This window comes from Dryocola baronae, from assembly GCF_051297175.1.
Lineage (GTDB): Bacteria > Pseudomonadota > Gammaproteobacteria > Enterobacterales > Enterobacteriaceae > Dryocola.
Window position 1 is genome coordinate 1,888,472 of sequence record NZ_JBINNY010000001.1, and the last position, 24,909, is coordinate 1,913,380.

Annotated in this window: 25 protein-coding genes; 21 read left to right on the forward strand and 4 right to left on the reverse strand. The window is 58.2% G+C overall.

What is annotated here, in order from left to right; translation table 11 throughout:
- Positions 1–99 precede the first annotated feature (99 nt).
- Genes ACSPHG_RS08835 through ACSPHG_RS08850 form a run of 4 tightly spaced genes read left to right on the forward strand, consistent with a single transcriptional unit; the run spans position 100 to position 3,837 of the window.
- Positions 100–1,053, forward strand: coding sequence for an ABC transporter permease (locus tag ACSPHG_RS08835; protein ID WP_435953103.1), 954 nt, complete (start codon positions 100–102; stop codon positions 1,051–1,053).
- 4 nt (positions 1,054–1,057) lie between these two features.
- Positions 1,058–1,903 carry an ABC transporter permease gene (locus ACSPHG_RS08840; protein WP_435953104.1) on the forward strand — a complete coding sequence of 282 codons (846 nt, stop codon included), beginning with the start codon at positions 1,058–1,060 and terminating at the stop codon, positions 1,901–1,903.
- Complete coding sequence (locus ACSPHG_RS08845) at positions 1,896–2,870, forward strand: ABC transporter ATP-binding protein (RefSeq protein ID WP_435953105.1); 975 nt, start codon at positions 1,896–1,898, stop codon at positions 2,868–2,870. The genes ACSPHG_RS08840 and ACSPHG_RS08845 overlap by 8 nt, the downstream gene beginning before the upstream one ends.
- Positions 2,860–3,837 (forward strand): ABC transporter ATP-binding protein, encoded by a 978-nt coding sequence (locus ACSPHG_RS08850; protein ID WP_435953106.1) that lies wholly within the window; start codon positions 2,860–2,862, stop codon positions 3,835–3,837. The genes ACSPHG_RS08845 and ACSPHG_RS08850 overlap by 11 nt, the downstream gene beginning before the upstream one ends.
- A gap of 3 nt (positions 3,838–3,840) precedes the next feature.
- On the opposite strand, the gene nadS is transcribed toward ACSPHG_RS08850, so the two are convergent.
- Together nadS and ACSPHG_RS08860 are read right to left on the reverse strand one after the other, a co-directional pair.
- Positions 3,841–4,134: a NadS family protein gene (nadS, locus tag ACSPHG_RS08855; RefSeq protein WP_435953107.1), complete on the reverse strand. Its 294-nt coding sequence runs from the start codon at positions 4,132–4,134 to the stop codon at positions 3,841–3,843.
- Complete coding sequence (locus tag ACSPHG_RS08860; RefSeq protein WP_435955979.1) at positions 4,135–4,446, reverse strand: type II toxin-antitoxin system RelE/ParE family toxin; 312 nt, start codon at positions 4,444–4,446, stop codon at positions 4,135–4,137.
- A gap of 238 nt (positions 4,447–4,684) precedes the next feature.
- Here ACSPHG_RS08860 and ACSPHG_RS08865 point away from each other — a divergent pair, with 238 nt between their 5' ends.
- On the forward strand, positions 4,685–4,936 hold the full coding sequence (locus ACSPHG_RS08865) for a DUF2766 family protein (RefSeq protein ID WP_435953108.1): 252 nt from the start codon (positions 4,685–4,687) through the stop codon (positions 4,934–4,936).
- 145 nt (positions 4,937–5,081) lie between these two features.
- On the opposite strand, the gene ACSPHG_RS08870 is transcribed toward ACSPHG_RS08865, so the two are convergent.
- The gene (locus ACSPHG_RS08870; protein ID WP_435953109.1) at positions 5,082–5,936 is read right to left on the reverse strand and encodes a helix-turn-helix domain-containing protein; all 855 of its coding nucleotides are present in this window, start codon (positions 5,934–5,936) and stop codon (positions 5,082–5,084) included.
- 227 nt (positions 5,937–6,163) lie between these two features.
- Between ACSPHG_RS08870 and ACSPHG_RS08875 the strand changes: the two genes are divergently transcribed.
- From ACSPHG_RS08875 to otsA, 10 genes are all read left to right on the forward strand, one after another.
- Positions 6,164–8,008: a DUF2264 domain-containing protein gene (locus ACSPHG_RS08875; protein ID WP_435953110.1), complete on the forward strand. Its 1,845-nt coding sequence runs from the start codon at positions 6,164–6,166 to the stop codon at positions 8,006–8,008.
- Complete coding sequence (locus ACSPHG_RS08880; RefSeq protein ID WP_435953111.1) at positions 8,005–9,285, forward strand: oligosaccharide MFS transporter; 1,281 nt, start codon at positions 8,005–8,007, stop codon at positions 9,283–9,285. Before ACSPHG_RS08875 ends, ACSPHG_RS08880 begins: the two co-directional genes overlap by 4 nt.
- A 13-nt stretch (positions 9,286–9,298) precedes the next feature.
- On the forward strand, positions 9,299–10,489 hold the full coding sequence (locus tag ACSPHG_RS08885; protein WP_435953112.1) for a glycoside hydrolase family 88 protein: 1,191 nt from the start codon (positions 9,299–9,301) through the stop codon (positions 10,487–10,489).
- A gap of 23 nt (positions 10,490–10,512) precedes the next feature.
- Entirely contained in the window at positions 10,513–11,070 is a 558-nt protein-coding gene (locus ACSPHG_RS08890; RefSeq protein ID WP_435953113.1) for a DJ-1 family glyoxalase III, read from the forward strand.
- A gap of 60 nt (positions 11,071–11,130) precedes the next feature.
- Positions 11,131–11,631 carry a cupin domain-containing protein gene (locus tag ACSPHG_RS08895; protein ID WP_435953114.1) on the forward strand — a complete coding sequence of 167 codons (501 nt, stop codon included), beginning with the start codon at positions 11,131–11,133 and terminating at the stop codon, positions 11,629–11,631.
- Positions 11,632–12,118: 487 nt separating this feature from the next.
- Entirely contained in the window at positions 12,119–13,108 is a 990-nt protein-coding gene (locus tag ACSPHG_RS08900; protein WP_435953115.1) for an arabinose ABC transporter substrate-binding protein, read from the forward strand.
- A 114-nt stretch (positions 13,109–13,222) separates the two neighbouring features.
- Complete coding sequence (gene araG / locus ACSPHG_RS08905; protein WP_435953116.1) at positions 13,223–14,737, forward strand: L-arabinose ABC transporter ATP-binding protein AraG; 1,515 nt, start codon at positions 13,223–13,225, stop codon at positions 14,735–14,737.
- Positions 14,738–14,751: 14 nt separating this feature from the next.
- Positions 14,752–15,747: an L-arabinose ABC transporter permease AraH gene (gene araH, locus ACSPHG_RS08910; RefSeq protein WP_435953117.1), complete on the forward strand. Its 996-nt coding sequence runs from the start codon at positions 14,752–14,754 to the stop codon at positions 15,745–15,747.
- Between the two features lie 176 nt (positions 15,748–15,923).
- The gene (gene otsB / locus ACSPHG_RS08915; protein ID WP_435953118.1) at positions 15,924–16,730 is read left to right on the forward strand and encodes a trehalose-phosphatase; all 807 of its coding nucleotides are present in this window, start codon (positions 15,924–15,926) and stop codon (positions 16,728–16,730) included.
- Complete coding sequence (gene otsA, locus ACSPHG_RS08920; protein ID WP_435953119.1) at positions 16,705–18,129, forward strand: alpha,alpha-trehalose-phosphate synthase; 1,425 nt, start codon at positions 16,705–16,707, stop codon at positions 18,127–18,129. The genes otsB and otsA overlap by 26 nt, the downstream gene beginning before the upstream one ends.
- Positions 18,130–18,235: 106 nt before the next feature.
- On the opposite strand, the gene uspC is transcribed toward otsA, so the two are convergent.
- Positions 18,236–18,658, reverse strand: coding sequence for a universal stress protein UspC (uspC, locus tag ACSPHG_RS08925; protein ID WP_435955980.1), 423 nt, complete (start codon positions 18,656–18,658; stop codon positions 18,236–18,238).
- 814 nt (positions 18,659–19,472) lie between these two features.
- Here uspC and flhD point away from each other — a divergent pair.
- The 6 genes from flhD (at position 19,473) to cheW (ending at position 24,879) form a co-directional block, all read left to right on the forward strand.
- Positions 19,473–19,823 (forward strand): flagellar transcriptional regulator FlhD, encoded by a 351-nt coding sequence (flhD, locus tag ACSPHG_RS08930; RefSeq protein ID WP_435953120.1) that lies wholly within the window; start codon positions 19,473–19,475, stop codon positions 19,821–19,823.
- Positions 19,824–19,827: 4 nt separating this feature from the next.
- A complete protein-coding gene (gene flhC, locus ACSPHG_RS08935) occupies positions 19,828–20,406 on the forward strand; it encodes a flagellar transcriptional regulator FlhC (RefSeq protein ID WP_435953121.1) in 579 nt (192 codons plus the stop codon).
- Between the two features lie 127 nt (positions 20,407–20,533).
- The gene (gene motA / locus ACSPHG_RS08940) at positions 20,534–21,427 is read left to right on the forward strand and encodes a flagellar motor stator protein MotA (RefSeq protein ID WP_435953122.1); all 894 of its coding nucleotides are present in this window, start codon (positions 20,534–20,536) and stop codon (positions 21,425–21,427) included.
- Positions 21,424–22,356 carry a flagellar motor protein MotB gene (gene motB / locus ACSPHG_RS08945; RefSeq protein ID WP_435953123.1) on the forward strand — a complete coding sequence of 311 codons (933 nt, stop codon included), beginning with the start codon at positions 21,424–21,426 and terminating at the stop codon, positions 22,354–22,356. Before motA ends, motB begins: the two co-directional genes overlap by 4 nt.
- A gap of 10 nt (positions 22,357–22,366) precedes the next feature.
- Complete coding sequence (cheA, locus tag ACSPHG_RS08950; protein WP_435955982.1) at positions 22,367–24,355, forward strand: chemotaxis protein CheA; 1,989 nt, start codon at positions 22,367–22,369, stop codon at positions 24,353–24,355.
- Positions 24,356–24,375: 20 nt separating this feature from the next.
- Positions 24,376–24,879: a chemotaxis protein CheW gene (gene cheW / locus ACSPHG_RS08955; protein WP_435953124.1), complete on the forward strand. Its 504-nt coding sequence runs from the start codon at positions 24,376–24,378 to the stop codon at positions 24,877–24,879.
- The last annotated feature ends 30 nt before the right edge of the window (positions 24,880–24,909 follow it).

The following is a 24,909-nucleotide window of genomic DNA, read 5'->3' on the forward strand; positions in this document are numbered from 1 at the left end:
AAGCACGGCCCCTTCCACCGAAAATGGCGGGGGCGCAGGCTTAGCCGCCCTACGGTTTTACCCCGCGCGGGTTTCAACGAGCACTGTCCGGAAGGCTGCATGAACAATCTGTTAGTCCGGCGTTTGGCCCAGCTGGTGCCGATGCTGTTTTTTATCTCACTGGTATCGTTCCTGCTGGTGAAGCTCGCGCCGGGCGACCCGGTGCAGGCCTACATCACGCCGCGCATGAGCCCGGATGACATCGAACGCATTCGCCAGAGCCTTGGCCTCGATAAGCCAATGTTTATGCAGTACCTGCTGTGGCTGAAAAACGTCCTCCAGGGCGATCTCGGCTATTCGCTGATTTACCACCGCCCGGTGCTGACGATGATTGCCGAACGCGTTCCCGCCACGCTCGGCCTGATGGGCGCATCGCTGCTGCTGGCCATGCTGCTGGCGATTCCGCTTGGCCTGCTGGCCGGTGCGTTCAAACATCGCTTCCTCGACCACTTTCTGAATATGTTTGCCTACATCGGTATTTCGGTGCCGATCTTCTGGTTTGGCATCCTTCTGATTACCGTGTTTTCCGTGCAGCTCAACTGGCTGCCGAGCATGGGCATGCGCACCATCGGCGTGGACGACGCCTGGCTGGACGTCGTGCGCCACGGCATTTTGCCGTGCATCGCGCTGACCTTTTATAACCTCTCCAGCTACGTGCGCTACATCCGCTCCAACACCATCACCCAGCTTTCGGCGGACTACGTGCAGACGCAGCTTGCCTATGGCGCAACGCGCCGCGCGATCCTCTTTCGCCACGTGCTGAAAAACGTGCTGCTGCCGGTCATCACGCTGTTCGGCCTCTCCTTTGGCGAGCTGGTGGTGGGAGCCTACGTTACGGAAAGCGTCTTTTCCTGGCCGGGCATGGGGCTGCTGGGCATTCAGTCAATTACGTCGCTCGACTACCCGCTGATCATGGCCATCATCATGCTGTCGTCGATGATGCTGATCGTCGGCAACCTGTTGGCCGACCTGTTATATCGCGTGGCGGACCCGCGCATTAAGGCGCTGAGGTAAGGACATGAGCAGACGTTGGCAGCAGGTCAGGCACGGCTTCAGGCGCAATCGCCCGGCACAGTTTTCACTGCTGGTGCTGGTTATTTTTAGCATCACGGCGGCGCTCGCGGCGGCCAGCCCGTGGGACCCGAATCAAATGTCGTTGCAGGCAAGAATGCTCGCCCCGGACGCCACCCACTGGTTCGGCACCGACGAATACGGGCGCGACTACTTTACCCGCGCGCTATACGGCGGCCAGATTTCCCTGATGGTCGGTTTTCTGGCGATGCTGTTCTCCACGCTAATCGGCACGCTGGTGGGCACGGTCAGCGGCTATTTCGGCGGGCGGCTGGATAACCTTTTAATGCGGCTGGTGGACGTCCTGCTCTCCATCCCGGCGTTCTTCCTGCTGCTGGTGCTCAACGCCTACCTTAAGCCGGGCATCGCCAACATTATTCTGATCATCAGCGCCCTGACGTGGATGAACATGTCGCGCCTGATCCGCGCGGAAACCCTGTCAGTCAAAGAGCGCGAATACGTGATTTACGCCCGCGCCTGCGGCGAGAACCCGATGCTTATCATCGCCCGGCACATCATCCCAAACGTCCTGCCGACGATCGTGGTGGCGGCGACGCTGAACATCGCCTCGGCGATCCTGATGGAATCCACGCTAAGCTTCCTCGGCCTCGGCGTGCAGCAGCCGAACGCCTCGTGGGGAAGCATGCTCAACAACGCGCAGTCGTACATCGGCGAAGCCTCGTGGCTTGCCATGTTCCCCGGCATCCTGATCCTGCTGACGGTGCTGAGCTTTAACGTGCTCGGCGACGTGCTGCGCACCGCCTTTGAGCCGGGAGCGAACCGCGATGAGTAACCTGTTAACGCTCGAAAAGCTGCAAACCTCCTTCTTCACACGCGAAGGCGAAGTCCACGCGGTACGCGGCGTGAGCTTCAGCGTACGGAGCGGGGAAATCATCGGCATCGTGGGCGAATCCGGCTGCGGCAAGAGCGTCACCTGTAAATCGGTGCTCGGCCTGCTCGGCGGCAACGGCAAAATCGTCGGCGGGCGCATCCACTTTCGCGGTGAAGACCTGGCGCGCAAAACGCCGGAGCAGATGCGCACTCTGCGCGGAAACGACATCGCGATGATTTTCCAGGACCCGATGACGGCGCTGAACCCGGTGCTGACCATCGGCAAGCAGATGAGCGAAATCCTTATTCGCAACCAGCGGCTGGGCAAAAAGGCCGCCAAAGATAAGGCCATCGCCATGCTGCAACAGGTGGGGATTGGCAACCCGGAGCAGCGCTACGGCCAGTATCCGCACGAGTTCAGCGGCGGCATGCGCCAGCGCGTGATGATCGCCATCGCGCTCTCCTGTAACCCGTCGCTGCTGATTGCCGACGAGCCAACCACCGCGCTGGACGTCACCATCCAGGCCCAGATCCTGCGGCTGTTAAAACAGCTTCAGGCCCAGACCGACACGGCGATTATGCTGGTCACCCACGACCTTGGCGTGGTGGCGCAGGTCTGCTCGCGCGTGGTGGTGATGTACGGCGGGCTGGTCATGGAGCAGGGCAGCGTCGAGGACATTTTTTACCGCCCGGCGCATCCGTACACCCGTGGGCTACTGGCTTCCCTGCCGCGTCCGGGCCACGGCGATACCCGCCTGTCGCCCATCGAAGGATCGCCCCCCGGCCTGTTAAACCCGCCGCCGGGGTGCCCGTTTGCCGACCGCTGCCCGCAGCGCATGGAACGGTGCCGCACGCAGCCGCCGGTTTACAGGGTAGGCGAAGGACACGAAGCGCAGTGCTGGCTGTGGGAGGCTAAACATGCAGGCTAAGCCCTTAATTCGCGTAAGCCAGCTGCGGAAATACTTCTACAGCAGGCAGGGCTGGTTCACGAAATCGACCCCGCTCAAAGCGGTCGACGGCGTGAGCTTTGAAATTTACCCCGGCGAAACCTACGGGCTGGTGGGGGAATCCGGCTGCGGAAAATCCACCCTCGGGCGCAGCGTCCTGCGGCTGTTCGATATTACCGACGGCGAAATCGAATTCGCCGGGCAAAACATCGCCGCCATGAGCGACAGGCAGCTCAAGCCGCTGCGCCGCAGGATGCAGGCCATCTTTCAGGACCCGTATTCCTCGCTTAATCCCGGCATGACCGTGGCGCAGCTGATAGCCGAACCGATGCGCATACACGGCTACGACAGGGCACAGCGCGAGGCGCGAACGCTTGAACTGCTGGAAAAGGTCGGCCTGAAGGCCGAGCATCTCAACCGCTTTCCGCACGAGTTCAGCGGCGGCCAGCGCCAGCGGATAAGCATCGCCCGCGCGCTATCGGTCAACCCTGAATTCGTGCTGTGCGACGAGCCGCTTTCCGCGCTGGACGTTTCGGTGCAGGCGCAGGTGGTGAACATCCTGCAAGACTTGCAGCAGGATCTCGGGCTGACGTACCTGTTTATTGCCCACGATCTGTCGATGGTGCGCCACATCTCAGACCGCATCGGCGTGATGTACCTCGGCGCGCTGGTGGAAGAAGCCCCGGCGGAAGAGCTGTACACCCAGCCCGCGCATCCGTACACCCGAGCGCTGCTGGCCTCGATCCCCGTCGCCGATCCGCACGTACAGATGCTGGAGCAGGGCGGCATAAAAGGCGAGCTGCCCGGCGCTATCAGCGACTGGCCCGGCTGCAAATTCGCCAACCGCTGCCCGCGCGCAATGGAAAAATGCCAGCGGCAGGCACCGGTCATGCAGGAGATTTCCCCCGGCCACCGCGTGGCCTGCTGGCTGTTTGAGGAACCGCGCTAAAGTCTAGCGCGGAGCGAGGGCGGGGATCACGTGAACCGGGTCATTTTCAATGGCGCGCAGCAAAGCTCGCGCCGGACCGGTGGGTTCGCGCCGACCCTGCTCCCAGTTTTTCAGCGTATCGACGCTCACAGAGATGAGATTCGCGAACCCCGTTTGCGAAAGCCCCGTCGCCTGGCGTATCGCCTTAACCTGCAAGGCGGTGACTTCCGTTACGCGTGACGGGCCTGCTTTGCCCTCCACGATGTCATTCATCTGCGCCATGCTTTTCGACAGACGCTCAAAAAGTTTTTTATCCATTTACCAGCCCTCGTTCAGCTGCCTTAACGCTCGTTTTTCCGTTTCGCTCAGATCGTCTTTAGCGCCTTTAGCATAAATAAGCAGCAGCCTGATGATGTCGTCCGCTGCTTTGTGGAAGTAGATGATTCTGACACCACCGCGCTTCCCGTGGTTTTTTGCCCGCCAGCGAACCTTGCGCAAACCGCCGGTTTGGGGGATTACGTCACCGCTTAGCGGTGAAAGGGTAAGGAATGCCTGAAACAGCGCGTATTCCTCTTCCGTCAGGAGTTCTGCTACATCCTCTGTAAAAATGGGCGTTTCAATAAAGAGCATCATGTCCGCCATTGGCGTATAGCCATCATCAGGTTATCAGTTTATAGGGGTAAGTCAATGGCGTACTTAAATACAGGCGCTGAGTGACTGGCAAGGGAAACAGCAAAACGGCTAAACGTTTTACGAGATGGGTTCCACAACGGAAAGTTGCCTCGTGAATCATCGCCCATGTACTATGCCCCGCATAAACTACGGCGGCGCAAACAAAGCGTTACGCCAAATGAAACAGGAGCAAAAGATGTCTGAACAACTATCCGCCGACCAGGAGCTGGTTTCCGACGTGGTGGCCTGCCAGCTGGTGATCAAACAGATTCTGGACGTGATCGATGTGATTGCGCCGGTGGAAGTGCGCGAGAAAATGGCCAACCAGCTGAAAACCATTGATTTCGCCACCCACCCGGCCGCCGCCGATCCGGTCACCCGCCGGGCGATTCAAAAGGCTATCGCGCTGATTGAGTTGAAGTTTACGCCGCAGAAAGACGCGCATTGATTTCCTGAAGACGACCGTCTTCGGACATCGCGCCGGATGGCGCTGCGCTTATCCGACCTACGGAGGCGGGTTTTGTAGGGTGGATAAGCGCAGCGCCATCCACCAAATCCACCAGCCCCCCAAAAATCCATCAAATCCCCCAAAACTAACCGGAAAACCGCGCCTGGCTGGTTTTCCGGTACTGCAACGGCGTCTGGCGCATCAGCTTCTTAAAGCAGGTAATAAAATAGGTTACCTCGCTAAATCCTACCGCCTCGGCAATCGCGTCGATGCTTAGCGCCGTGGTGCGCAGCAGGTCGCAGCTCCGTTTAATCCTTCTGGTCAGCAGATATTCATGAATGCTTCCCCCGGTTTGCTGGCGGAACGCCCTTGAGGTGTAGCTGCGCGACAGGCCCATCGCCTGCGCCAGATCGTCGAGCGAAAATTTAGACGAATAGTGCGTTTCAACCCAGCCCATAATCCGCGAGGCCAGCGTCTGCTGCTGGGGCACAGCGGGCTGCGGCTGGGCGGGCAGAAAGGTCATGATCTGCATCATCAGAAACGCCACCTCGCTGGCGGATTTCTGCCCCTCGTCGTCGAGCGCGTCGAACTGCTCAAGGATCGCCTCCATAAAATCTGCCTGTTCGCTTAAATCGTAAACCTGCGCCGGAACGTTGCTTGCCGCAAGCGCGGCAAACCGAGCCTGCTGGCGCGGGAAGCCGCCCAGCGCGGTTTCAACCACCGACTGTTCGATGTGCATCGCCGTGCGGTGGTACTGATTTTTCTCGCTGGCCTCAACGTGCACCTTGTGCAGGCGAAACGGCGGGAAGATAAACAGGCGGCCGGGGCGGGCGGTGTAGTGCTGATTGTCGACGATCACGATGCCGTAGCCTTTCGAAATGTAGAGCAGCTCAACGCACTGGTGCCAGTGGTAGTACACCGCGCTCGACGACCACATGCGGTGAAAGGCGATGACCCGGCTATCGAGGGTAATTCGCTCGAGAAGCTGTGATTCTTGCATTTGACCTCAGGACAACAGATTTAAGTTTTTACGCCATGGTTTGCAATTTATTACCGCCGCGCAACGAAAAATCCAGCAAAAATGAAATGGCGGTTTATTTTTGTGAGCAGGCTCACTCAGCGGCGTAATTAAAAGAGGCTACTCTGTTTCCCGACACACCATGATTCTCTTAAGAAAAGCTAAATAACAATAACTTATCTGATTCTCGTGAAAGACGGGAGGACATCTTGCAACCTGAAAATATTACTCTGAACAACGCGATTGAGAGCCGCAGCGATCTGCAAAAGCTGGTTAACGAGCTGCTGAACGCCGTAACGCCATATTTTAAAAAAGACGCCAGCCGCATCGATCTCGCCAACTTTACCGCCCACTACGGGCAGCAGATTGCCAGCATGGAAACCTTTTCGCGGCTGCTGTGGGGCGTCGTGCCGCTGCTGGCCGGGGGAAGCGAGCCGACGCGGTTCTCTTTTTATATCCAGGCGATTAAAAACGGCACTAACCCGCAGCATGCGGACTACTGGGGCGAGGTCACTCCTTACGATCAGCGCATCGTCGAAATGGCGGCCTACGGCCTGCTGCTGGCGCTGGCCCACGAAACCCTGCTCGCCCATTTTGACGAACGGGAAAAGGTCAACCTCTGGCGCTGGCTTAAGCAGAGCGAAACCCAGGCGATCCCGGACAACAACTGGCACTTCTTCCCGATTTTGGTGCAGGTCGGCTTTCACAAGGCCGGGTTTGCAACCAACCCGCAGGCGCTCGAAGAGCACTTCGCCGCCATGGAAAGCTACTACCTCGGCGACGGCTGGTACGCCGACGGGCCGGGCCGCCCGCGGGATTACTACATCTCTATGGGCTTCCATTTTTACGGCCTGATCTACGCGAAGCTGATGGCCGACGTTGACCCCGGGCGCTGCGCTGAACTGCGCCATCGCGCCACGCTCTTCGCCGCCGACTTCATCCACTTCTTTGCCGACGACGGGGCCGCCGTGCCCTTTGGCCGCAGCCTGACCTACCGCTTTGCGCAGGCCGCCTTCTGGAGCGCCGCCGCCTTTGCGGGGCTGGAGGTTTACGGGCCCGGCGTGATTAAGGGCATCGTGCTGCGCCATCTGCGCTGGTGGATGAGGCAGCCGCTGTTCGACCGCGACGGCGTGCTGAGCGTCGGATTCAGCTACCCGAACCTGATTATGGCCGAAGACTACAACGCGCCCGGCTCCCCGTACTGGGGGCTGAAAACCATGCTGGTGCTGGCGCTCGACGAGCAGGACGCCTTCTGGCAGGCGCGCGAGCTCCCGCTGCCGCCGCTGGCCCACGAGCACGCCATTCCCCATGCCGATCAGATTCTGGTGCACCAGCCGCACCACCTGTGGATGCTGACCGCCGGGCAGCTTGAGCTGAACAACTTCGTCAATACCGAAGCCAAATACTGCAAGTTTGCCTACTCGACGCGATATGGCTTCACCGTCGAGCGCGGGCGCTTTGGGCTGGCGCACGCCTCGCCTGACTCGATGCTTCTGCTGTCTGAAAAGGACGACTACTGGCGCGGCAGGCGCGGCTGCACCTCGGTCACCACCGCCGACGGCATGATTTACAGCCGCTGGCAGCCCTGGCACGACGTGACCGTCGATACCTGGCTGTTAGCGCTCGGCGACTGGCAGGTGCGGGTGCACCACATTCTTTCAGCTCGCGAACTCGACGGCGCAGAGGGCGGATTCAGCATCCCGAACCGCCCGCTGCCGCAGGCCGAAACCGGGGCGCATTTCTGCAGGCTCGCCACGGAAGACGACATCAGCGCCATCTTCTGCCTCAGCGCCAGCCCGCGTCGCGGCGAGCAGGTGTTAACGCCGCCGAACGCCAACCTGCTGTTTGCCGAACGTGCCGCCGTGCCGCTGCTGCGCGGCGAACTGGCGAAGGGGAAACACCTGCTGATCGGCGCGGTATGGGCCGGAAACCCGGACGATTTTGACGCGCGGCTTTGCCCGCAGGCCATCGTCCGCGATGACGCCGTGCGCCTCGTGACGGCTCACCATGAAAAAACGCTGGCCCTAAAATCCCTGCCGGAGAGTGCCGTATGACGACCTCAACGCCCGTCCGCAGCGCTCAGATCAAAATGAGCAGCTTTATCTTCCTTTATTTCTTTACCTGGTCGTCAAGCTTTGGGCTTTACGCCCTGTGGCTCAGCCAGAAGGTGGGACTGGACAGCATCACCATCGGCAGCGTGTTCGCCATCAACGGCGTGTTCGCGGTGATCATGAAGCCGGTCTACGGCTACATCATGGACAAGATCGGCATGAGCAAGCGGCTGCTCTATTTTGTCTGCGCCGTGTCGGCGCTGATGGCCCCGTTCTTCGTGTTTGTCTACCAGCCGCTGCTGCTTAGCCATACCACGATCGGCATTATCATCGGCGCGCTTTATCTCAGCCTCGGCTGGTACGCGGGGGTGGCGGCGTCGGAATCTTACGCCGACCGCTTCAGCCGCCTTTACGGGCTGGAGTTTGGCCGCATTCGCATGTGGGGATCGCTCGGCTGGGCGATGGCGGCGTCGGTTTCCGGCGTGCTGTTTAACTTCACGCCAATGGCAAACTTCCTCGTCAGCTCAAGCACCTCGGTGCTGATGCTGCTGGTGCTCGTCAGCCTGAAAATCGGTGACGAGCAGCTGCGCAACAACAACGTCATCTCGGCGAACAAAATCGTCTTTAGCGACGTGCTGATGCTGCTGAAAAACCGCAAGTTCTGGATGTTTAGCCTCTATGTGGCGGGCGTGGCGTGGATGATGTTCATCGCCGAACAGCAGTTCCCGCGCTACTTCGTGTCGTTCTTCGCCACCAAAGAGCAGGGCAACGCCTGGTACGGCTACCTCAGCACCGTGCAATCCGGCATGGAGTTCGTGATGATGATGTTTATCCCGTGGCTGGTAAACCGCTACGGCGCGAAGCGCGGGCTGCTGTTCTGCGGCTGCGTGGTCGGCGCGCGGCTGATTGCCTCCGGCCTGACCAGCGACCCGGTGATCATCTCGATAATCAAGCCGTTCTACGGCGTGGAGATCGCGCTGCTGCTGATTTCGGTATTCAAATACATCGCCGAACACTTCGACAAAAGGATCAACGCCACCATGTACCTGCTGGGCTACCAGGCGATGATTTACGTCGGCTCCATCGTGGTTGCACCCCCTGCGGGCTACCTCTACGACAAGATCGGCTTCGAGCACACCTACCTGCTGATGGGCTGCTGCGCGCTGGCCTTCACCCTGATTTCCGCCTTTACGCTGTCGCGCTGTAAGGCGCTACGCGACGAATCCCGAACTTTTGCTTCGGCACTTGATACCGCCCCGATTGAACCGGTTAAACATTAATTCAGGAGTTGTTATGACCAAGACCGTGATTACCGAAGCCCTGCGCCCGATTGAACTGCATCAGGTCGATAGGCTGGCGTTGCGCCACAAGCTCGACGATGCGCTGGCCCGCGTGACGCGTAAGCTCGATAAAAACATCGTTGCCTTTGGCGACAGGTTCCCCGGCGAGGCGTGCGAGAACGGCATTTGGCCGCGGACTGAAAACGTCGAATGGACCACCAGCTTCTGGCCGGGCCAGCTGTGGCTGGCGTGGGAAATGACCGGCGACGACAAATACCGCCGCGCCGCCGAAAGCTATCTGCCGTCGTTTGCCGAACGCATCGAAAAGCGCATTGATACCGCCACCCACGATCTTGGCTTCTTATATTCGCTCTCCTGCGTAAGCGCGTGGCGGCTAACCGGCAACGAGGCGGCGCGCAAATCGGCGCTGCTGGCGGCGGAAACTCTGATGGAGCGCTTTAACCCGGTGGCGAAAATCATCCAGGCCTGGGGCGATCTCAACGACCCGGAGCAGCAGGGCCGCATGATCATCGACTGCAATATGAACCTGCCGCTGCTGTACTGGGCGAGCGAGCAGACCGGCGACCCGCGCTATGCGCAGGCGGCGACCGCCCACGCCGAGCAGGCCGCGAAGTACATCGTGCGCGAAGACGCCTCGTCGTATCACACCTTCTATATGGACGTGCAGACCGGCGAGCCGCGCTTTGGCAACACGCACCAGGGCTTTAGCGATTCGTCCTGCTGGTCGCGCGGGCAGGCGTGGGGCATTTACGGTTTCCTGCTCAGCTTTCTGCATACCGGGGATAAAAGCATGGTCGAGCTGTCGCGCAGCCTGGCCCACTACTTCCTCAACCGCCTGCCGGAGGACGACGTTTGCCACTGGGATCTGGCGCTGCTCGGCACCGACGCGGTGCGCGACAGCTCGGCGGCGGCGATTACCGCCTGCGGCCTGCTGGAGCTGGTAAAAATCCTGCCGACGCTCGACGAACACCGCGCGCACTATGAGGAGATGGCGCTGCGCATCGTGGGGTCGCTGACCGATAACTACCTGGCGCGCGACGACGAGGCCTGCGAAGGGTTGCTCAAACACTCGGTTTATCATATGGCTAGCGGAAAAGGTGTTGACCAGTGCTGCAGCTGGGGGGACTATTTCTACCTCGAGGCGCTGGCGCGCCTGCGCCAGGTCTGGTACCCGTACTGGTAATTTTTAAGCAAAGGAAAGCCCTAATGAAAAATGTTGCCGTCCTGCTGGCCCCCGGTTTTGAAGAAGCCGAAGCCATTGTCACGATTGATATCCTGCGTCGCCTGAAAATCGACGTGCAAATTGTCTCCTGCGTGGAAACGCGCGCGGTGGTCAGCTATCATGCCATCCCGATGGTGGCCGACACCACGCTCGGCGAATGCTTCGACACCACTTTTGACGCCGTCGTCCTGCCCGGCGGGCCAGAGGGGAGCGTGTTCCTCGCACAAAGCGCAAGCGTTATCGCCTTCGTGCGCCGCCACGACGAGCTGGGCAAACTCATCTGCCCAATCTGTTCCGCCGCGGCCCGCGTGCTGGGCGGCAACGGTCTGTTGAAAGGCCGCCGCTACGTCTGCTCCGGCGATCTGTGGCAACAGGTGACCGACGGCGAATATGTTGATGCCGACGTCGTGGAAGACGGCAACCTGATAAGCGGCAGGGGGCTGGGTAAAGTCTTTGATTTTGCCCTGACCGTAGCGGCGCGCCTTGAAGGCGACGAGGCCCCGGCGCGGGATCACGCGGAGCATATTTATTATCCGTGGTGATGCTTTCCGGCTAATCGTTTTCGCTTTCTATACTTACTCTTTTAGAGCGAGGAGAAAGAGATGGCGAGCGAACTGGAAACCCTGCGTCTGAACCAACCCAGCGGCGGCGTGCCCAACAGCGCGCTGCCGCTGGTGCTTTACCACCACGTATCCCACGAAGAAAATCTTGCCGAGGCGTTCGAAGCGCTTTTCGCGCGCCACGGCTGGCCGCCGCGCTGGCGCTACCCCATTTTTACCTACACCCATTTTCACTCCAACACCCATGAAGCGCTGGGCGTGTTTGCCGGCAGCGCGCGCGTGCAGTTTGGCGGGGAATCCGGGCCGGTGGTCGATCTTTCGCGCGGCGACGCGGTGCTGATCCCGGCGGGCGTGGGGCATAAGCAAATCGAAGCGTCGGAGGATTTTATGTGCGTGGGTGCCTATCCCGACGGCTTCTCGCCGGATAAGTATCTCGACCAGCCGGGGCAGCTCGATGAGGTGAGAGAGAATATCGCCACGGTTCCTAAACCCGAACGTGACCCGGTGACCGGCTCGCGCGACGGGATTAATACGTACTGGTAATTGCGCATATCGGTCCCTTCACCCTCAGGGTGAGGGGACGTTCAGAACGCCCTCATCCCGGCCTTCTCCCCCAGGAGAAGGAGAAAACCGGACGATACTCTCTCCCCCAGGAGAAGGAGCACACCGGACGATACTCTCTCCCCCAGGAGAAGGAGCACACCGGACGATACTCTCTCCCTCTCGAGAAGGAGCGCACCGGACGATCCCCTCTCCCTGAGGGAGAGGGTTAGGGTGAGGGGGGAAATTCAGAACGCCCTTACCATCCCCGCACCGCCTAATCATCATACAAAATCCACTTTTCTTATGGCCTAAATTGCTGAATTTATGCACGGCCTCACTGTAATTCTGCCGTGTGATTCCGCTCTCTTATGGATTATCGCTTTCCGACTACAACTACATCCAGCGCGGCCCAAAACGGACTCTCGTGCTAAAACGTTGTTTTAAATCGACCTTACCCTACGAATAATAAAATCGATCTGGAGTACGCATGCACAAATTTACTAAAACGCTGGTGGCCATTGGCTTTGCGGCGGTTATGTCACAATCAGCTGTTGCGGAAACGATGAAGCTCGGCTTTCTGGTGAAACAGCCGGAAGAGCCGTGGTTCCAGACGGAGTGGAAATTCGCCGATAAGGCCGGGAAAGACCTCGGCTTTGAGGTGATCAAGATTGCCGTGCCGGACGGTGAAAAAACCCTTAACGCCATCGACAGCCTCGCCGCCAGCGGCGCAAAAGGCTTCGTGATCTGTACGCCCGATCCGAAACTCGGCTCGGCTATCGTCGCGAAAGCCAAAAGCTACGACATGAAGGTTATCGCCGTGGATGACCAGTTCGTCACCGCGAAGGGCAAGCCGATGGAAACCGTGCCGCTGGTGATGATGGCGGCGACCAAAATCGGCGAGCGCCAGGGCCAGGAGCTGTTTAAAGAGATGCAAAAACGCGGCTGGGACGTCAAAGAGTCCGCCGTGATGGCGATCACCGCCGACGAGCTGGACACCGCGCGCCGCCGCACCTCGGGTTCGATGGAAGCCCTGAAGGCCGCGGGCTTCCCGGAAAAACAGATCTACAAGGTGCCGACCAAATCCAACGATATCCCCGGCGCGTTTGACGCCGCCAACTCCATGCTGGTGCAGCACCCGGAAGTGAAGCACTGGCTTGTCGTCGGCATGAACGACAACACCGTGCTGGGCGGCGTGCGCGCCACCGAAGGCCAGGGCTTTAAGGCCCCGGACGTGATCGGCATCGGCATCAACGGCGTGGACGCGGTGAGCGAGCTGTCGAAAGCGCAGGCCACCGGCTTCTACGGCTCGCTGCTGCCAAGCCCGGACGTGCACGGCTATAAGAGCAGCGAGATGCTCTACAACTGGGTGACCAAAGACGCCGAGCCGCCGAAGTTTACCGAAGTGACCGACGTGGTGCTGATCACCCGCGACAACTTTAAGGAGGAGCTGGCGAAGAAAGGGTTAGGCGGCAAGTAGGCCATGCGGTGGATGGCGCTTGCGCTTATCCACCCTACAAAAACCCTTCACGTCATCGGAACGTAGGTCGGGCAAGGCGTGAGCCGCCACCCGACGCCATGCAAAAGGTAAACCATGCAACCACAAACTCCGTATCTCTCCTTTCGCGGCATCGGCAAAACCTTCCCCGGCGTGAAAGCATTGCAGGACATCAGCTTTGACTGCTACGCGGGCCAGGTCCACGCCCTGATGGGGGAAAACGGCGCGGGGAAATCCACGCTGCTAAAAATTCTTAGCGGTAACTATGCGCCGAGCCAGGGCAGCATCGTGCTGCGTGGCGAAGAGGTGGCGTTTAGCGACACGACGGCGGCGCTTAACGCGGGCGTCGCGATCATCTACCAGGAGCTGCACCTGGTGCCGGAAATGTCGGTCGCGGAAAACATCTATCTTGGGCAGATCCCGCACAGGGCGGGGTTTGTAAACCGTTCGCTGCTCAACTACGAGGCGCGCCTCCAGCTTGAGCACCTGGGCCTGGATATCGACCCGCAGACGCCGCTGAAATACCTCTCCATCGGCCAGTGGCAGATGGTGGAAATCGCAAAGGCGCTGGCCCGCAACGCCAAGGTTATCGCCTTCGACGAGCCAACCAGCTCGCTGTCCCGCCGGGAGATCGACAACCTGTTCCGCGTTATTCGCGAGCTGCGCGCGGAAGGGCGGGTGATTATCTACGTGTCGCACCGCATGGAGGAGATCTTCGCCCTGAGCGATGCGATCACCGTGTTTAAGGACGGGCGCTACGTGCGCACCTTCGACGATATGCAGCAGGTGAACCACGACTCGCTGGTGCAGGCGATGGTCGGGCGCGACCTCGGGGATATCTACGGCTGGCAGCCGCGCGAACACGGCGCGGAAAGGCTGCGTCTTGAGCAGGTCAAAGCGCCGGGCGTGCGCACGCCAATCTCTTTGCAGGTTCGCTGCGGCGAAATCGTCGGGCTGTTTGGCCTGGTGGGCGCCGGGCGCAGCGAGCTGATGAAGGGGTTATTCGGCGGCACGCGCATCACCGAAGGGCAGGTGTGGATTGACGGCAGCCCCGTTGCCATCAACAAGCCCGGTGACGCCATTCGCGCCGGAATGATGCTCTGCCCGGAAGACCGCAAGGCGGACGGCATCATTCCCGTGCACTCGGTGCGCGACAACATCAACATCAGCGCGCGCCGCAGGCACATCAGCGTGGGCTGCCTTATCAACAACAGATGGGAAAGCGACAACGCCGCTACGCACATCCGCTCGCTGAACATCAAAACGCCGTCGGCGGAGCAGCTGATCATGAACCTGTCCGGCGGCAACCAGCAGAAGGCAATTTTGGGCCGCTGGCTGTCCGAGGAGATGAAGGTGATCCTGCTCGATGAGCCGACGCGCGGCATCGACGTGGGCGCCAAGCATGAAATCTACAACGTGATTTATGCCCTCGCAGCGCGGGGCGTGGCGGTGCTCTTTGCGTCGAGCGACCTGCCTGAAGTGCTGGGCCTCGCCGACCGCATCATCGTGATGCGCGAAGGGGAGATTGCCGGCGAATTGTTGCATGGCAGCGCCAGCGAGCAGCAGGCGCTGAGCCTGGCGATGCCGAAAACCAGTGTGAGTGCCGCATGAGCAAGGGGAACAAAATGTCATCATTTATCAAGTCTGACGGCGAAGCGTCCGGGCCGGGCAGGTCGCAGATGAGCCTCGGGCGCATCTGGGATAACTACGGCATGCTGGTGGTGTTCGCGGTGCTGTTTATCGGCTGCGCGATCTTCGTGCCCAACTTCTCTTCCTTTATCAACATGAAGGGGCTGGGGCTGGCGATTTCCATGTCCGGCATGGTGGCGTGCGGCATGCTGTTCTGCCTCGCCTCCGGGGATTTTGACCTGTCGGTAGCCTCGGTCATTGCCTGCGCAGGCGTGACCACGGCGGTCGTCATCAACATGACCGAAAGCCTGTGGCTGGGCGTGGCGGCGGGGCTGCTGCTGGGCGTGGCCAGCGGCCTGGTCAACGGCTTCGTCATCGCCCGGCTGAAGATCAACGCGCTGATTACCACGCTTGCCACCATGCAGATCGTGCGCGGCCTGGCCTATATTATCTCCGACGGCAAGGCGGTGGGCATCGAAGACGAGCGCTTCTTTACCCTCGGCTACGCCAACTGGCTGGGGTTGCCCGCGCCAATCTGGCTTACGGTAGGCTGCCTGATAATCTTCGGCTTCCTGCTTAACAAAACCACCTTTGGGCGCAACACGCTGGCGATTGGCGGCAACGAAGAGGCGGCAAGGCTTGCGGGTGTGCCGGTGGTGCGCACCAAAATCATTATCTTCGTGCTGTCCGGGCTGGTGTCGGCGGCGGCGGGGATTATTCTTGCCTCGCGCATGACCAGCGGCCAGCCGATGACCTCCATCGGCTATGAGCTGATCGTGATTTCCGCCTGCGTGCTGGGCGGCGTGTCGCTCAAGGGCGGGATAGGTAAAATCTCTTACGTGGTGGCGGGGATATTGATTCTGGGGACGGTGGAAAACGCCATGAACCTGCTGAATATTTCACCGTTTTCCCAGTACGTGGTGCGTGGGCTTATCCTTCTCGCGGCGGTAATTTTTGACCGTTACAAACAGAAGGCGAAGCGGACGGTATAACTTTTTATCACCCTTAACATCAGACAATTCCGAAGCGCAACGCCAGTCCCCACAAGGCCTGGCGATTTATCTTATAAAATTGCGACACCCGTCACCCTGTCTATACTTACATGGCTAATGATAATTTTAAGTTACCGTTCCGGTGACAACGTTACCCATTTAAGGAGGAGCCACAGGTGGCTGAAGTCGTATCTGTACCGCCCTTACTTTCCGGCAACCTAGCCTTTTTCTTTGACCTCGATGGCACTCTGGCAGAAATCAAACCGCACCCGGATCAGGTTTACATTCCGGCCGCCGTGCGCACGCTGCTGCAGAAAATGTCCGTGATGAGCGACGGGGCGCTTGCGCTGATTTCAGGGCGCTCTATGGCCGAGCTGGACAAGCTCGCCACGCCTTTTCATTTTCCGCTGGCCGGGGTGCACGGTGCGGAGCGCCGCGACATCAATGATAAAACCCACGTTGTGACGCTGCCGGCCCCGCTGGTTAAGGCGCTGTACGAGGAGCTAACGGAAATGCTGGCGCTGCTGCCGGGAACCGAGCTTGAGGCCAAGGGGATGGCGTTCGCGCTGCACTATCGCCAGGCGCCGGAAGCCGAAGAAGCCATTATGATGCTCGCGCAAGAGCTTACCGCCCGTTACCCGGAGCTGGCCTTACAGCCGGGGAAATGCGTGGTCGAGCTTAAGCCGCTGGGCATTAACAAAGGCGCTGCAATACGCGCCTTTATGCAGGAAGCACCGTTCAAGGGCCGCACGCCGGTATTTATCGGCGATGACCTCACGGATGAAGCCGGGTTCAAACAGGTCAACGCGCTGGGCGGCCTGACCGTGAAGGTCGGTGCCGGGGAAACCCTCGCGCAGTATCGCCTCGCCAACGTGAGGATGGTTTATCACTGGCTTGGCAAACTTACGCAACATATAGAAAAACAACAAAAGACAGAAACATTACGGGGAGAAGATTATGAGCCGCTTAGTGGTAGTCTCTAATCGCATTGCACCACCAGATGACAAGAAAGCAGGGGCGGGCGGTCTAGCCGTCGGTATTTTAGGCGCGCTGAAGGCCGCAGGCGGGCTGTGGTTCGGCTGGAGCGGCGAGGTAGGCGACCCCGACGCGCCGCTGAAAAAGGTCAAAAAAGGCAATATTACCTGGGCCTCTTTTAACCTGTGTGAAGAAGATTACGAGCAGTATTACCTGCAGTTTTCGAACGCCGTGCTGTGGCCCGCGTTCCACTACCGTTTGGATCTGGTCGACTTCCAGCGTGAAGCCTGGGACGGCTATGCGCGCGTCAACACGCTGCTGGCCGAAAAGCTCAAGCCGCTGGTTGAGGACGACGACATCCTGTGGATCCACGATTACCACCTGCTGCCGTTTGCCGCAGAGTGCCGCAAGCAGGGGCTGAACAACCGCATCGGCTTCTTCCTGCACATCCCGTTCCCGACGCCGGAGGTGTTTAACGCGCTGCCGCCGCACGAGGAGCTGATTGAAGCGCTGTGCGATTACGATCTGCTGGGCTTCCAGACGGAAAACGACCGCCTGGCGTTCCTAGACTGCGTCGCAAGCGTGACGCGCCTTGATAATAAAGGTAAGCATCAGCACCAGGCGTTCGGCAAAACCTTCAGCACCGAGGTTTACCCCATCGGCATCGAGCCGGAGGAGATTGCCCGCAGCGCGAAAGGCCCGCTGCCGCCTAAGCTTGCGCAGCTTAAATCCGAGCTTGGCAACATCAAGAATATCTTCTCCGTGGAGCGACTTGACTATTCCAAAGGGCTGCCGGAGCGCTTCCTCGCCTTCGAGGCGCTGTTGGAAAATTACCCGCAGCACCACGGCAAGATTCGTTATACGCAGATTGCGCCGACTTCCAGAGGCGACGTGCAGGCCTATCAGGACATCCGCCATCAGCTAGAAACCGAAGCGGGGCGTATCAACGGCAAGTACGGCCAGCTGGGCTGGACGCCGCTGTACTACCTCAACCAGCACTTTGACCGCAAGCTGCTGATGAAGGTGTTCCGCTACGCCGAGGTCGGGCTGGTGACGCCGCTGCGCGACGGCATGAACCTGGTGGCAAAAGAGTACGTTGCCGCCCAGGACCCGGCGAATCCGGGCGTACTGGTACTGTCGAAATTTGCCGGTGCGGCTAATGAATTGACCTCGGCGCTGATTGTTAACCCGTACGATCGCGACGACGTTGCCGCCGCCCTGGATCGCGCGTTAACCATGCCGTTAGCGGAACGAATTTCCCGCCACAGCGAAATGATGGACGTGATCCTTAAGAACGACATCAACCACTGGCAGGAGAGGTTCGTGGACGATCTAAAGCAGGTGACGCCGCGCAGCGCTGAGTCTCATCTCCAGCAGAAAGTGGCGACATTTCCGAAATTAGCGTGATGATATAAAGAAAGCGTCGGGTGGCGATTAAGCTTACCCGACCTACGTCTGCCTGTGCGGGTGTAGGGTGGATAAGCGTTAGCGCCATCCACCGCTTTTTACTGTCTCAAACCAACGGCACCAGCAGCACATCTATTTTACTCGACGCCACTACCGCTTTTGCAGAACAAATCGCTTTGCTAAAAAAGCTCTGATTGTGGTTGCCGCAGACAACCAAATCCACGTCCTGTTTTTCACATATCGCCAAAATGTGCTCGCTGAGTTCGCCCGTGGCGATGGCGGCATGTTCAATCGGATAACCCGCCTTATCTTTCAGTTCCTCAAGGAAAAGCTGCGTTTCTTCGAGCATCAGCTCGCGCAGATTTTCCATCATCGGCGCGGCGAGCTGGTTGTAGATTTCCGGGTCGGAGGCAAGCGTAATCAGGGAAATACGCCCGTTTACCGGCTGGACGATAGAAACGGCCTTTTGCACTAGCCTGTGGCTTTCGGGGGTTACGGCAACGGCGACCAACACATGGCGATAGCTCATGTTCTTCTCCTGTAGCGCAAAGGACATTTTGATAACAATTCCTTTACTTTAATATTAACAATAACGCAACGTTGTTAACCCTGGGAACTGTGAGCCTGCTCATGAAAACAGTTCAATTATTCTTATGTAATGAATTTAGAAGACCGTTGCATGGCAGAAAAAGGCGAAAAAACCATCAAACTTTCGAATTATTTTTAATGTGACATTTGGATAGTTTCGATGGGTGATTAGGCCCTTTGTAATGGTCATTTCCAGTTAAAATTCAAAATGGATTGAAGTTAACAGGCTGATATTACTTAATTTATTCTTTAATAGCCTGCGCAAGTGTGATCCACTTAACAGATAATGATTATCGGGCGGGCCATAAATGGCTGAAAAGTCATAAAGTTGTTGTTCAAAAGTGTGGTTATTCCTTGCGCAAGGTGACGGAAATTCCTGATTTGGCTATAAAACAGCCAAATGAAAAGCCTGGCTGATGGTTTTATCTAATGTATATGGTAAATTTATGTGATCTGCGTCACATAAATTCCAAAATCGCGGTTGACCGCATTGTATGTGCTATAGGCTCCGAGTAGAGTTTGCCCGAATTAGGAAAAATCTTAGTTTTTTGTAAGAAAATTAAGAAAGACGTTAACCGATCTGTCAGCGAAGCGGCTGCATCCTACGGGAGTGGCTCCCGGGCAGAGGGCGACATCAACTAATGCATTTTTTTGGCCGTCACGATTGTTTCACTTATTTACCGGGTTTGCCCGGCGACATCACGGGGTGCGGTTTGGCCGCATAAAATAATAGTTGGTTATTCGGGATGGGAAAAATGCATACATCCGAGTTGCTAAAACATATCTATGACATTAATTTGTCTTATTTACTGCTAGCGCAAAGACTTATTAGTCAGGATAAAGCTTCAGCGATGTTTCGTTTAGGCGTTGGCGAGGATATGGCTAACACCTTAAGAGAATTAACGCTGCCACAAATGGTGAAATTAGCGGAGACCAATCAGCTGATTTGTCAGTTCCGTTTTAATGATAACCAAACCATTAACCGTTTAACGCAAGACTCGCGTGTGGATGATTTACAGCAAATTCATACGGGTATTTTGTTATCCACCCGCTTATTAAATGAGGTGTCAGCCAGCGACGAGGCACCGAAGAAAAAAAGGGCGTAACAAAATGAGCGAGAAAAGCATTGTCCAGGAAGCACGCGACATTCAATTAGCGATGGAGCTGATTACGCTGGGCGCGAGATTGCAGATGCTTGAAAGCGAAACGCAGCTCAGTCGCGGCCGCTTGATCAAGCTTTACAAAGAGCTTCGCGGCAGTCCACCGCCGAAAGGAATGTTACCTTTCTCCACGGATTGGTTTATGACCTGGGAGCAGAACATCCACGCATCGATGTTCTGTAACGCCTGGCAATTCCTGTTACGTAGCGGACAATGCAGCGGCGTTGACGCCGTCATTAAAGCCTATCGCTTGTATCTGGAGCAGTGTCCATCCCAGGCAGACGGCCCGCTTCTGGCGCTGACCCGCGCCTGGACGTTGGTGCGTTTTGTTGAGAGCGGTATGCTTCAGCTAAGCCGCTGTAACTGCTGCGGCGGCAACTTTATCACCCATGCTCACCAGCCTGTTGGCAGCTTTGCCTGCAGTTTGTGCCAGCCGCCATCACGAGCGGTAAAAAGACGTAAACTTTCCACGAATCCTGCCGATATTATTCCACAACTGCTGGATGAACAGGTAGAACAGGCCGTTTAACAGGCCCTGTGTGTACGAGCACTCCAGCAGCGGTAAGCGATTACCGCTGCTTTTTTTTGCCCGATACCAGGCCGTGATGCCGCCACCTGTAAGTCCTCGCCACACACCACAGCAGAAGGACTGACTCGTGCTGATATTAATAGGTTACCTGGTCGTACTCGGGACAGTATTCGGCGGCTATATGATGACCGGTGGTCACCTGGGGGCGCTTTATCAGCCCGCTGAATTTGTCATCATTGGTGGCGCGGGTATCGGTGCATTTATCGTTGGCAACAATGGCAAAGCCATTAAGGGCACGTTGAAAGCGCTGCCTTTGCTATTTCGCCGTTCGAAATACACCAAAAGTATGTATATGGATTTGATGGCTCTGCTTTATCGCCTGATGGCGAAGTCGCGCCAGCAGGGGATGTTTTCTCTCGAAAGAGATATCGAGAATCCAAAAGAAAGCGAAATATTTGCCAGCTATCCGCGTATTTTAGCCGACGCCGTGATGCTCGATTTTATTGTTGATTATTTGCGCCTGATCATCAGCGGAAATATGAATACCTTCGAAATTGAAGCCTTAATGGACGAAGAAATTGAAACCCATGAAAGCGAAGCGGAAATACCGGCAAATAGCCTTGCGCTAATGGGGGATTCACTTCCTGCGTTCGGGATTGTGGCGGCGGTAATGGGGGTTGTTCACGCCCTGGCCTCTGCCGACAGGCCTGCGGCAGAGCTTGGCGGATTAATTGCCCACGCGATGGTGGGAACCTTCCTCGGTATTTTACTGGCCTACGGGTTTATTTCCCCGCTGGCGACCGTGCTGCGCCAGAAAAGCGCTGAAACCACCAAAATGATGCAGTGCGTGAAGGTGACGTTGCTCTCCAGCCTCAACGGCTACGCGCCGCCGATTGCCGTAGAATTTGGTCGTAAAACGCTCTATTCCAGCGAACGTCCGTCGTTTATCGAGCTTGAGGAGCACGTTCGTGCCGTCCGCTCGCCGAACGCCCAGGCGCGCGCCACGGAAGAAGAAGTATGAAAAATCAGGCACATCCCATCGTTGTCGTAAGACGGCGCAAGCACAAGGGCCACGGCGGTGGCCATCACGGTGGGTCGTGGAAAATTGCCTACGCGGACTTTATGACCGCCATGATGGCCTTCTTCCTGGTGATGTGGCTGATTTCCATCTCCAGCCCAAAAGAGCTGGCGCAAATTGCTGATTACTTTAAAACCCCGCTAAGCGCCGCTATTACCGGCGGGCAGCGCATCGCAGACAGCTCAAGCCCGATCCCCGGCGGCGGCGACGATGTAACCCAGCAGCAGGGCGAAGTGAAGAAAAGCCCGGACATCGACGAGCTGAAAAAACGCATGGAAACCAACCGGTTGAAGCGCCTTCGTGACCAGCTCGACCAGCTCATTGAGGCCGACCCGAAGCTGCGGGCGCTGCGTCCGCATTTGCAAATCGACCTGGTGCAGGAAGGCCTGCGCATCCAGATTATCGACAGCCAGAACCGCCCGATGTTTAAGAACGGCAGCGCGGAAGTAGAGCCGTATATGCGCGACATTCTGCGCAGCATCGCGCCGCTGCTTAACGATATTCCTAACAAAATCAGTCTTTCCGGGCATACCGACGACTTGCCGTACGCCATGGGCGAACGCGGCTACAGCAACTGGGAGCTATCCGCCGACCGCGCCAACGCCTCGCGCCGCGAGCTGATGTACGGCGGGCTGACGGATGGCAAGGTGCTGCGGGTAGTGGGCATGGCTTCGACCATGCGCGTAACCGACCGTGGCCCGGAAGATGCAATAAACCGTCGCATCAGCCTGCTGGTGCTGAACAAACAGGCCGAGCAAGCCATCGTGCATGAAAACGCAGAGAGCGATAATCAGCCGTTAAGCACTCTGAAAGAACCTGCTGCCGTGGCTCCGGCGCAGACCACATTACCGCCACAACCAGGTACGAGGTGATAGCGTGAGTATGGATATCAGCGATTTTTACCAGACATTTTTTGACGAGGCCGACGAGCTATTGGCCGATATGGAACAACACCTGCTGGATCTCGTTCCCGAGGCGCCGGATTCAGAGCAGCTGAACGCCATATTCCGCGCGGCCCACTCGATCAAAGGGGGCGCCGGCACGTTCGGCTTCTCCGTGCTGCAGGAGACCACCCATCTGATGGAGAACCTGCTCGACGAGGCCCGACGCGGTGAAATGCAGCTTAACACCGACATTATCAACCTGTTTTTGGAAACCAAAGATATTATGCAAGAACAGCTCGACGCTTATAAAAGCTCAACCGAGCCGGACGCCCAGAGCTTTGACTACATCTGCAAAGCCCTGCGCCAGCTGGCGCTGGACGCCAAAGGCGAAGCGCCCGCCGCACCCGCTAAGCTCACCGTGGTAGAAAATGACGTCCCTGCAGCCAACGCGGCGGCGGCAGGCGACGGCAAACTGCGCGTGGCTATCACCGCCCTCAAAGAGAGCGAGCGCGACCTGCTGCTGGAAGAGCTGTCGAACCTCGGCACCCTGAGCGATATCGAAAAGGGCGAAAGCTCGGTGACCGCTACGCTTGAAACCAGCGTCAGCGCCGACGATATCAGCGCCGTGCTGTGCTTCGTCATTGAGCCAGAGCAGATCGAATTCCTGCCGTTCGCAGGCGCTACGGTAGACATCGTCGAAGATAAAGCCCCGGTCGCCGTTGCGGCACGGTCTGAAGCCGTAGCGCCGGTTGCCGCCCCGGCTGCAAAACCGGTCGCCCGTGCGGAGAAACCTGCGGCGCGCGTCGCAGAATCAACCAGCATTCGCGTTGCGGTCGAAAAAGTTGACCAGCTGATTAACCTGGTCGGCGAGCTGGTGATCACCCAGTCGATGCTCGCCCAGCGTTCCAACGAGCTGGACCCGGTCAACCACGGCGAGCTGATCACCAGCATGGGCCAGCTGCAGCGCAACGCCCGCGATCTGCAGGAGTCGGTGATGTCCATCCGCATGATGCCGATGGAATACGTTTTCAGCCGCTTCCCGCGCCTGGTGCGCGACCTTGCTGGCAAGCTCAACAAGCAGGTCGAACTGACGCTGCTGGGCAGCTCCACCGAACTCGATAAGAGTCTCATCGAACGCATTATCGACCCGCTGACGCACCTGGTGCGCAACAGCCTCGACCACGGCATTGAATCCCCGGAAAAACGCCGCGCCGCCGGCAAGTCCGAAGTGGGCAACCTGACGCTTTCCGCTGAACATCAGGGCGGCAACATCTGCATTGAAGTCATTGATGACGGTGCCGGTCTGAACCGCGAACGTATTCTCGCCAAGGCGCTTTCGCAGGGCATGGCGGTGAGCGAAAGCATGTCCGACGACGAAGTAGGGATGCTTATCTTCGCGCCGGGCTTCTCAACCGCCGAGCAGGTCACCGACGTGTCGGGCCGCGGCGTGGGTATGGACGTGGTGAAACGTAACATCCAGGAAATGGGCGGCCACGTTGAGATCCAGTCGAAGGCGGGGGCGGGCACCACCATCCGCATTCTGCTGCCGCTGACGCTCGCGATTCTTGACGGCATGTCCGTGAAGGTTGCCGACGAGGTGTTCATCCTGCCGCTGAACGCGGTGATGGAATCTCTTCAGCCGAAGGACGACGACCTGCATCCGCTGGCGGGCGGCGAGCGCGTGCTTGAGGTGCGCGGCGAGTATCTGCCGCTGGTCGAACTGTGGAAGCTTTTCGACGTGGAAGGGGCGAAAACCGAGGCGACTCAGGGCATCGTCGTGATTCTGCAAAGCGCGGGCCGCCGCTATGCGCTGCTGGTGGATCAGCTGATCGGGCAGCATCAGGTGGTGGTGAAAAACCTTGAAAGTAACTACCGCAAAGTGCCGGGAATCTCTGCCGCGACCATTCTTGGCGACGGCAGCGTGGCGCTGATTGTCGATGTTTCCGCGCTGCAAAACTTAAACCGTGAACAACGTCTGGCATCCTGATAACTAAAATAGGTACGCAAATGAACGCATTAACCAGTGTGACAAAATTAACCGGGGAGCCGTCTGGACAGGAGTTCCTGGTGTTTACTCTCGGTGACGAAGAGTACGGTATCGATATCCTCAAGGTGCAGGAAATCCGTGGCTACGACCAGGTGACCCGCATCGCCAACACGCCGCCGTTTATTAAAGGCGTGACCAACCTGCGCGGCGTTATCGTGCCGATCCTCGACCTGCGCGTGAAGTTTGACCAGGGCGACGTGGAGTACAACGAAAACACCGTGGTAATCGTTCTGAACCTCGGGCAGCGCGTGGTGGGCATTGTGGTTGACGGCGTGTCGGACGTGCTGTCGCTTACCGCCGAGCAGATCCGCCCTGCGCCGGAATTCGCCGTGACGCTTTCGACCGAATACCTGACCGGCCTCGGCGCGCTTGGCGAACGTATGCTGATTCTGGTGAACATCGAGAAGCTGCTAAACAGCGAAGAGATGGCGCTGGTGGACGTGGCCGCAAGCCGCGTGGCGTAAGGGTTAATAAGCGGCGGATGGCACTACGTT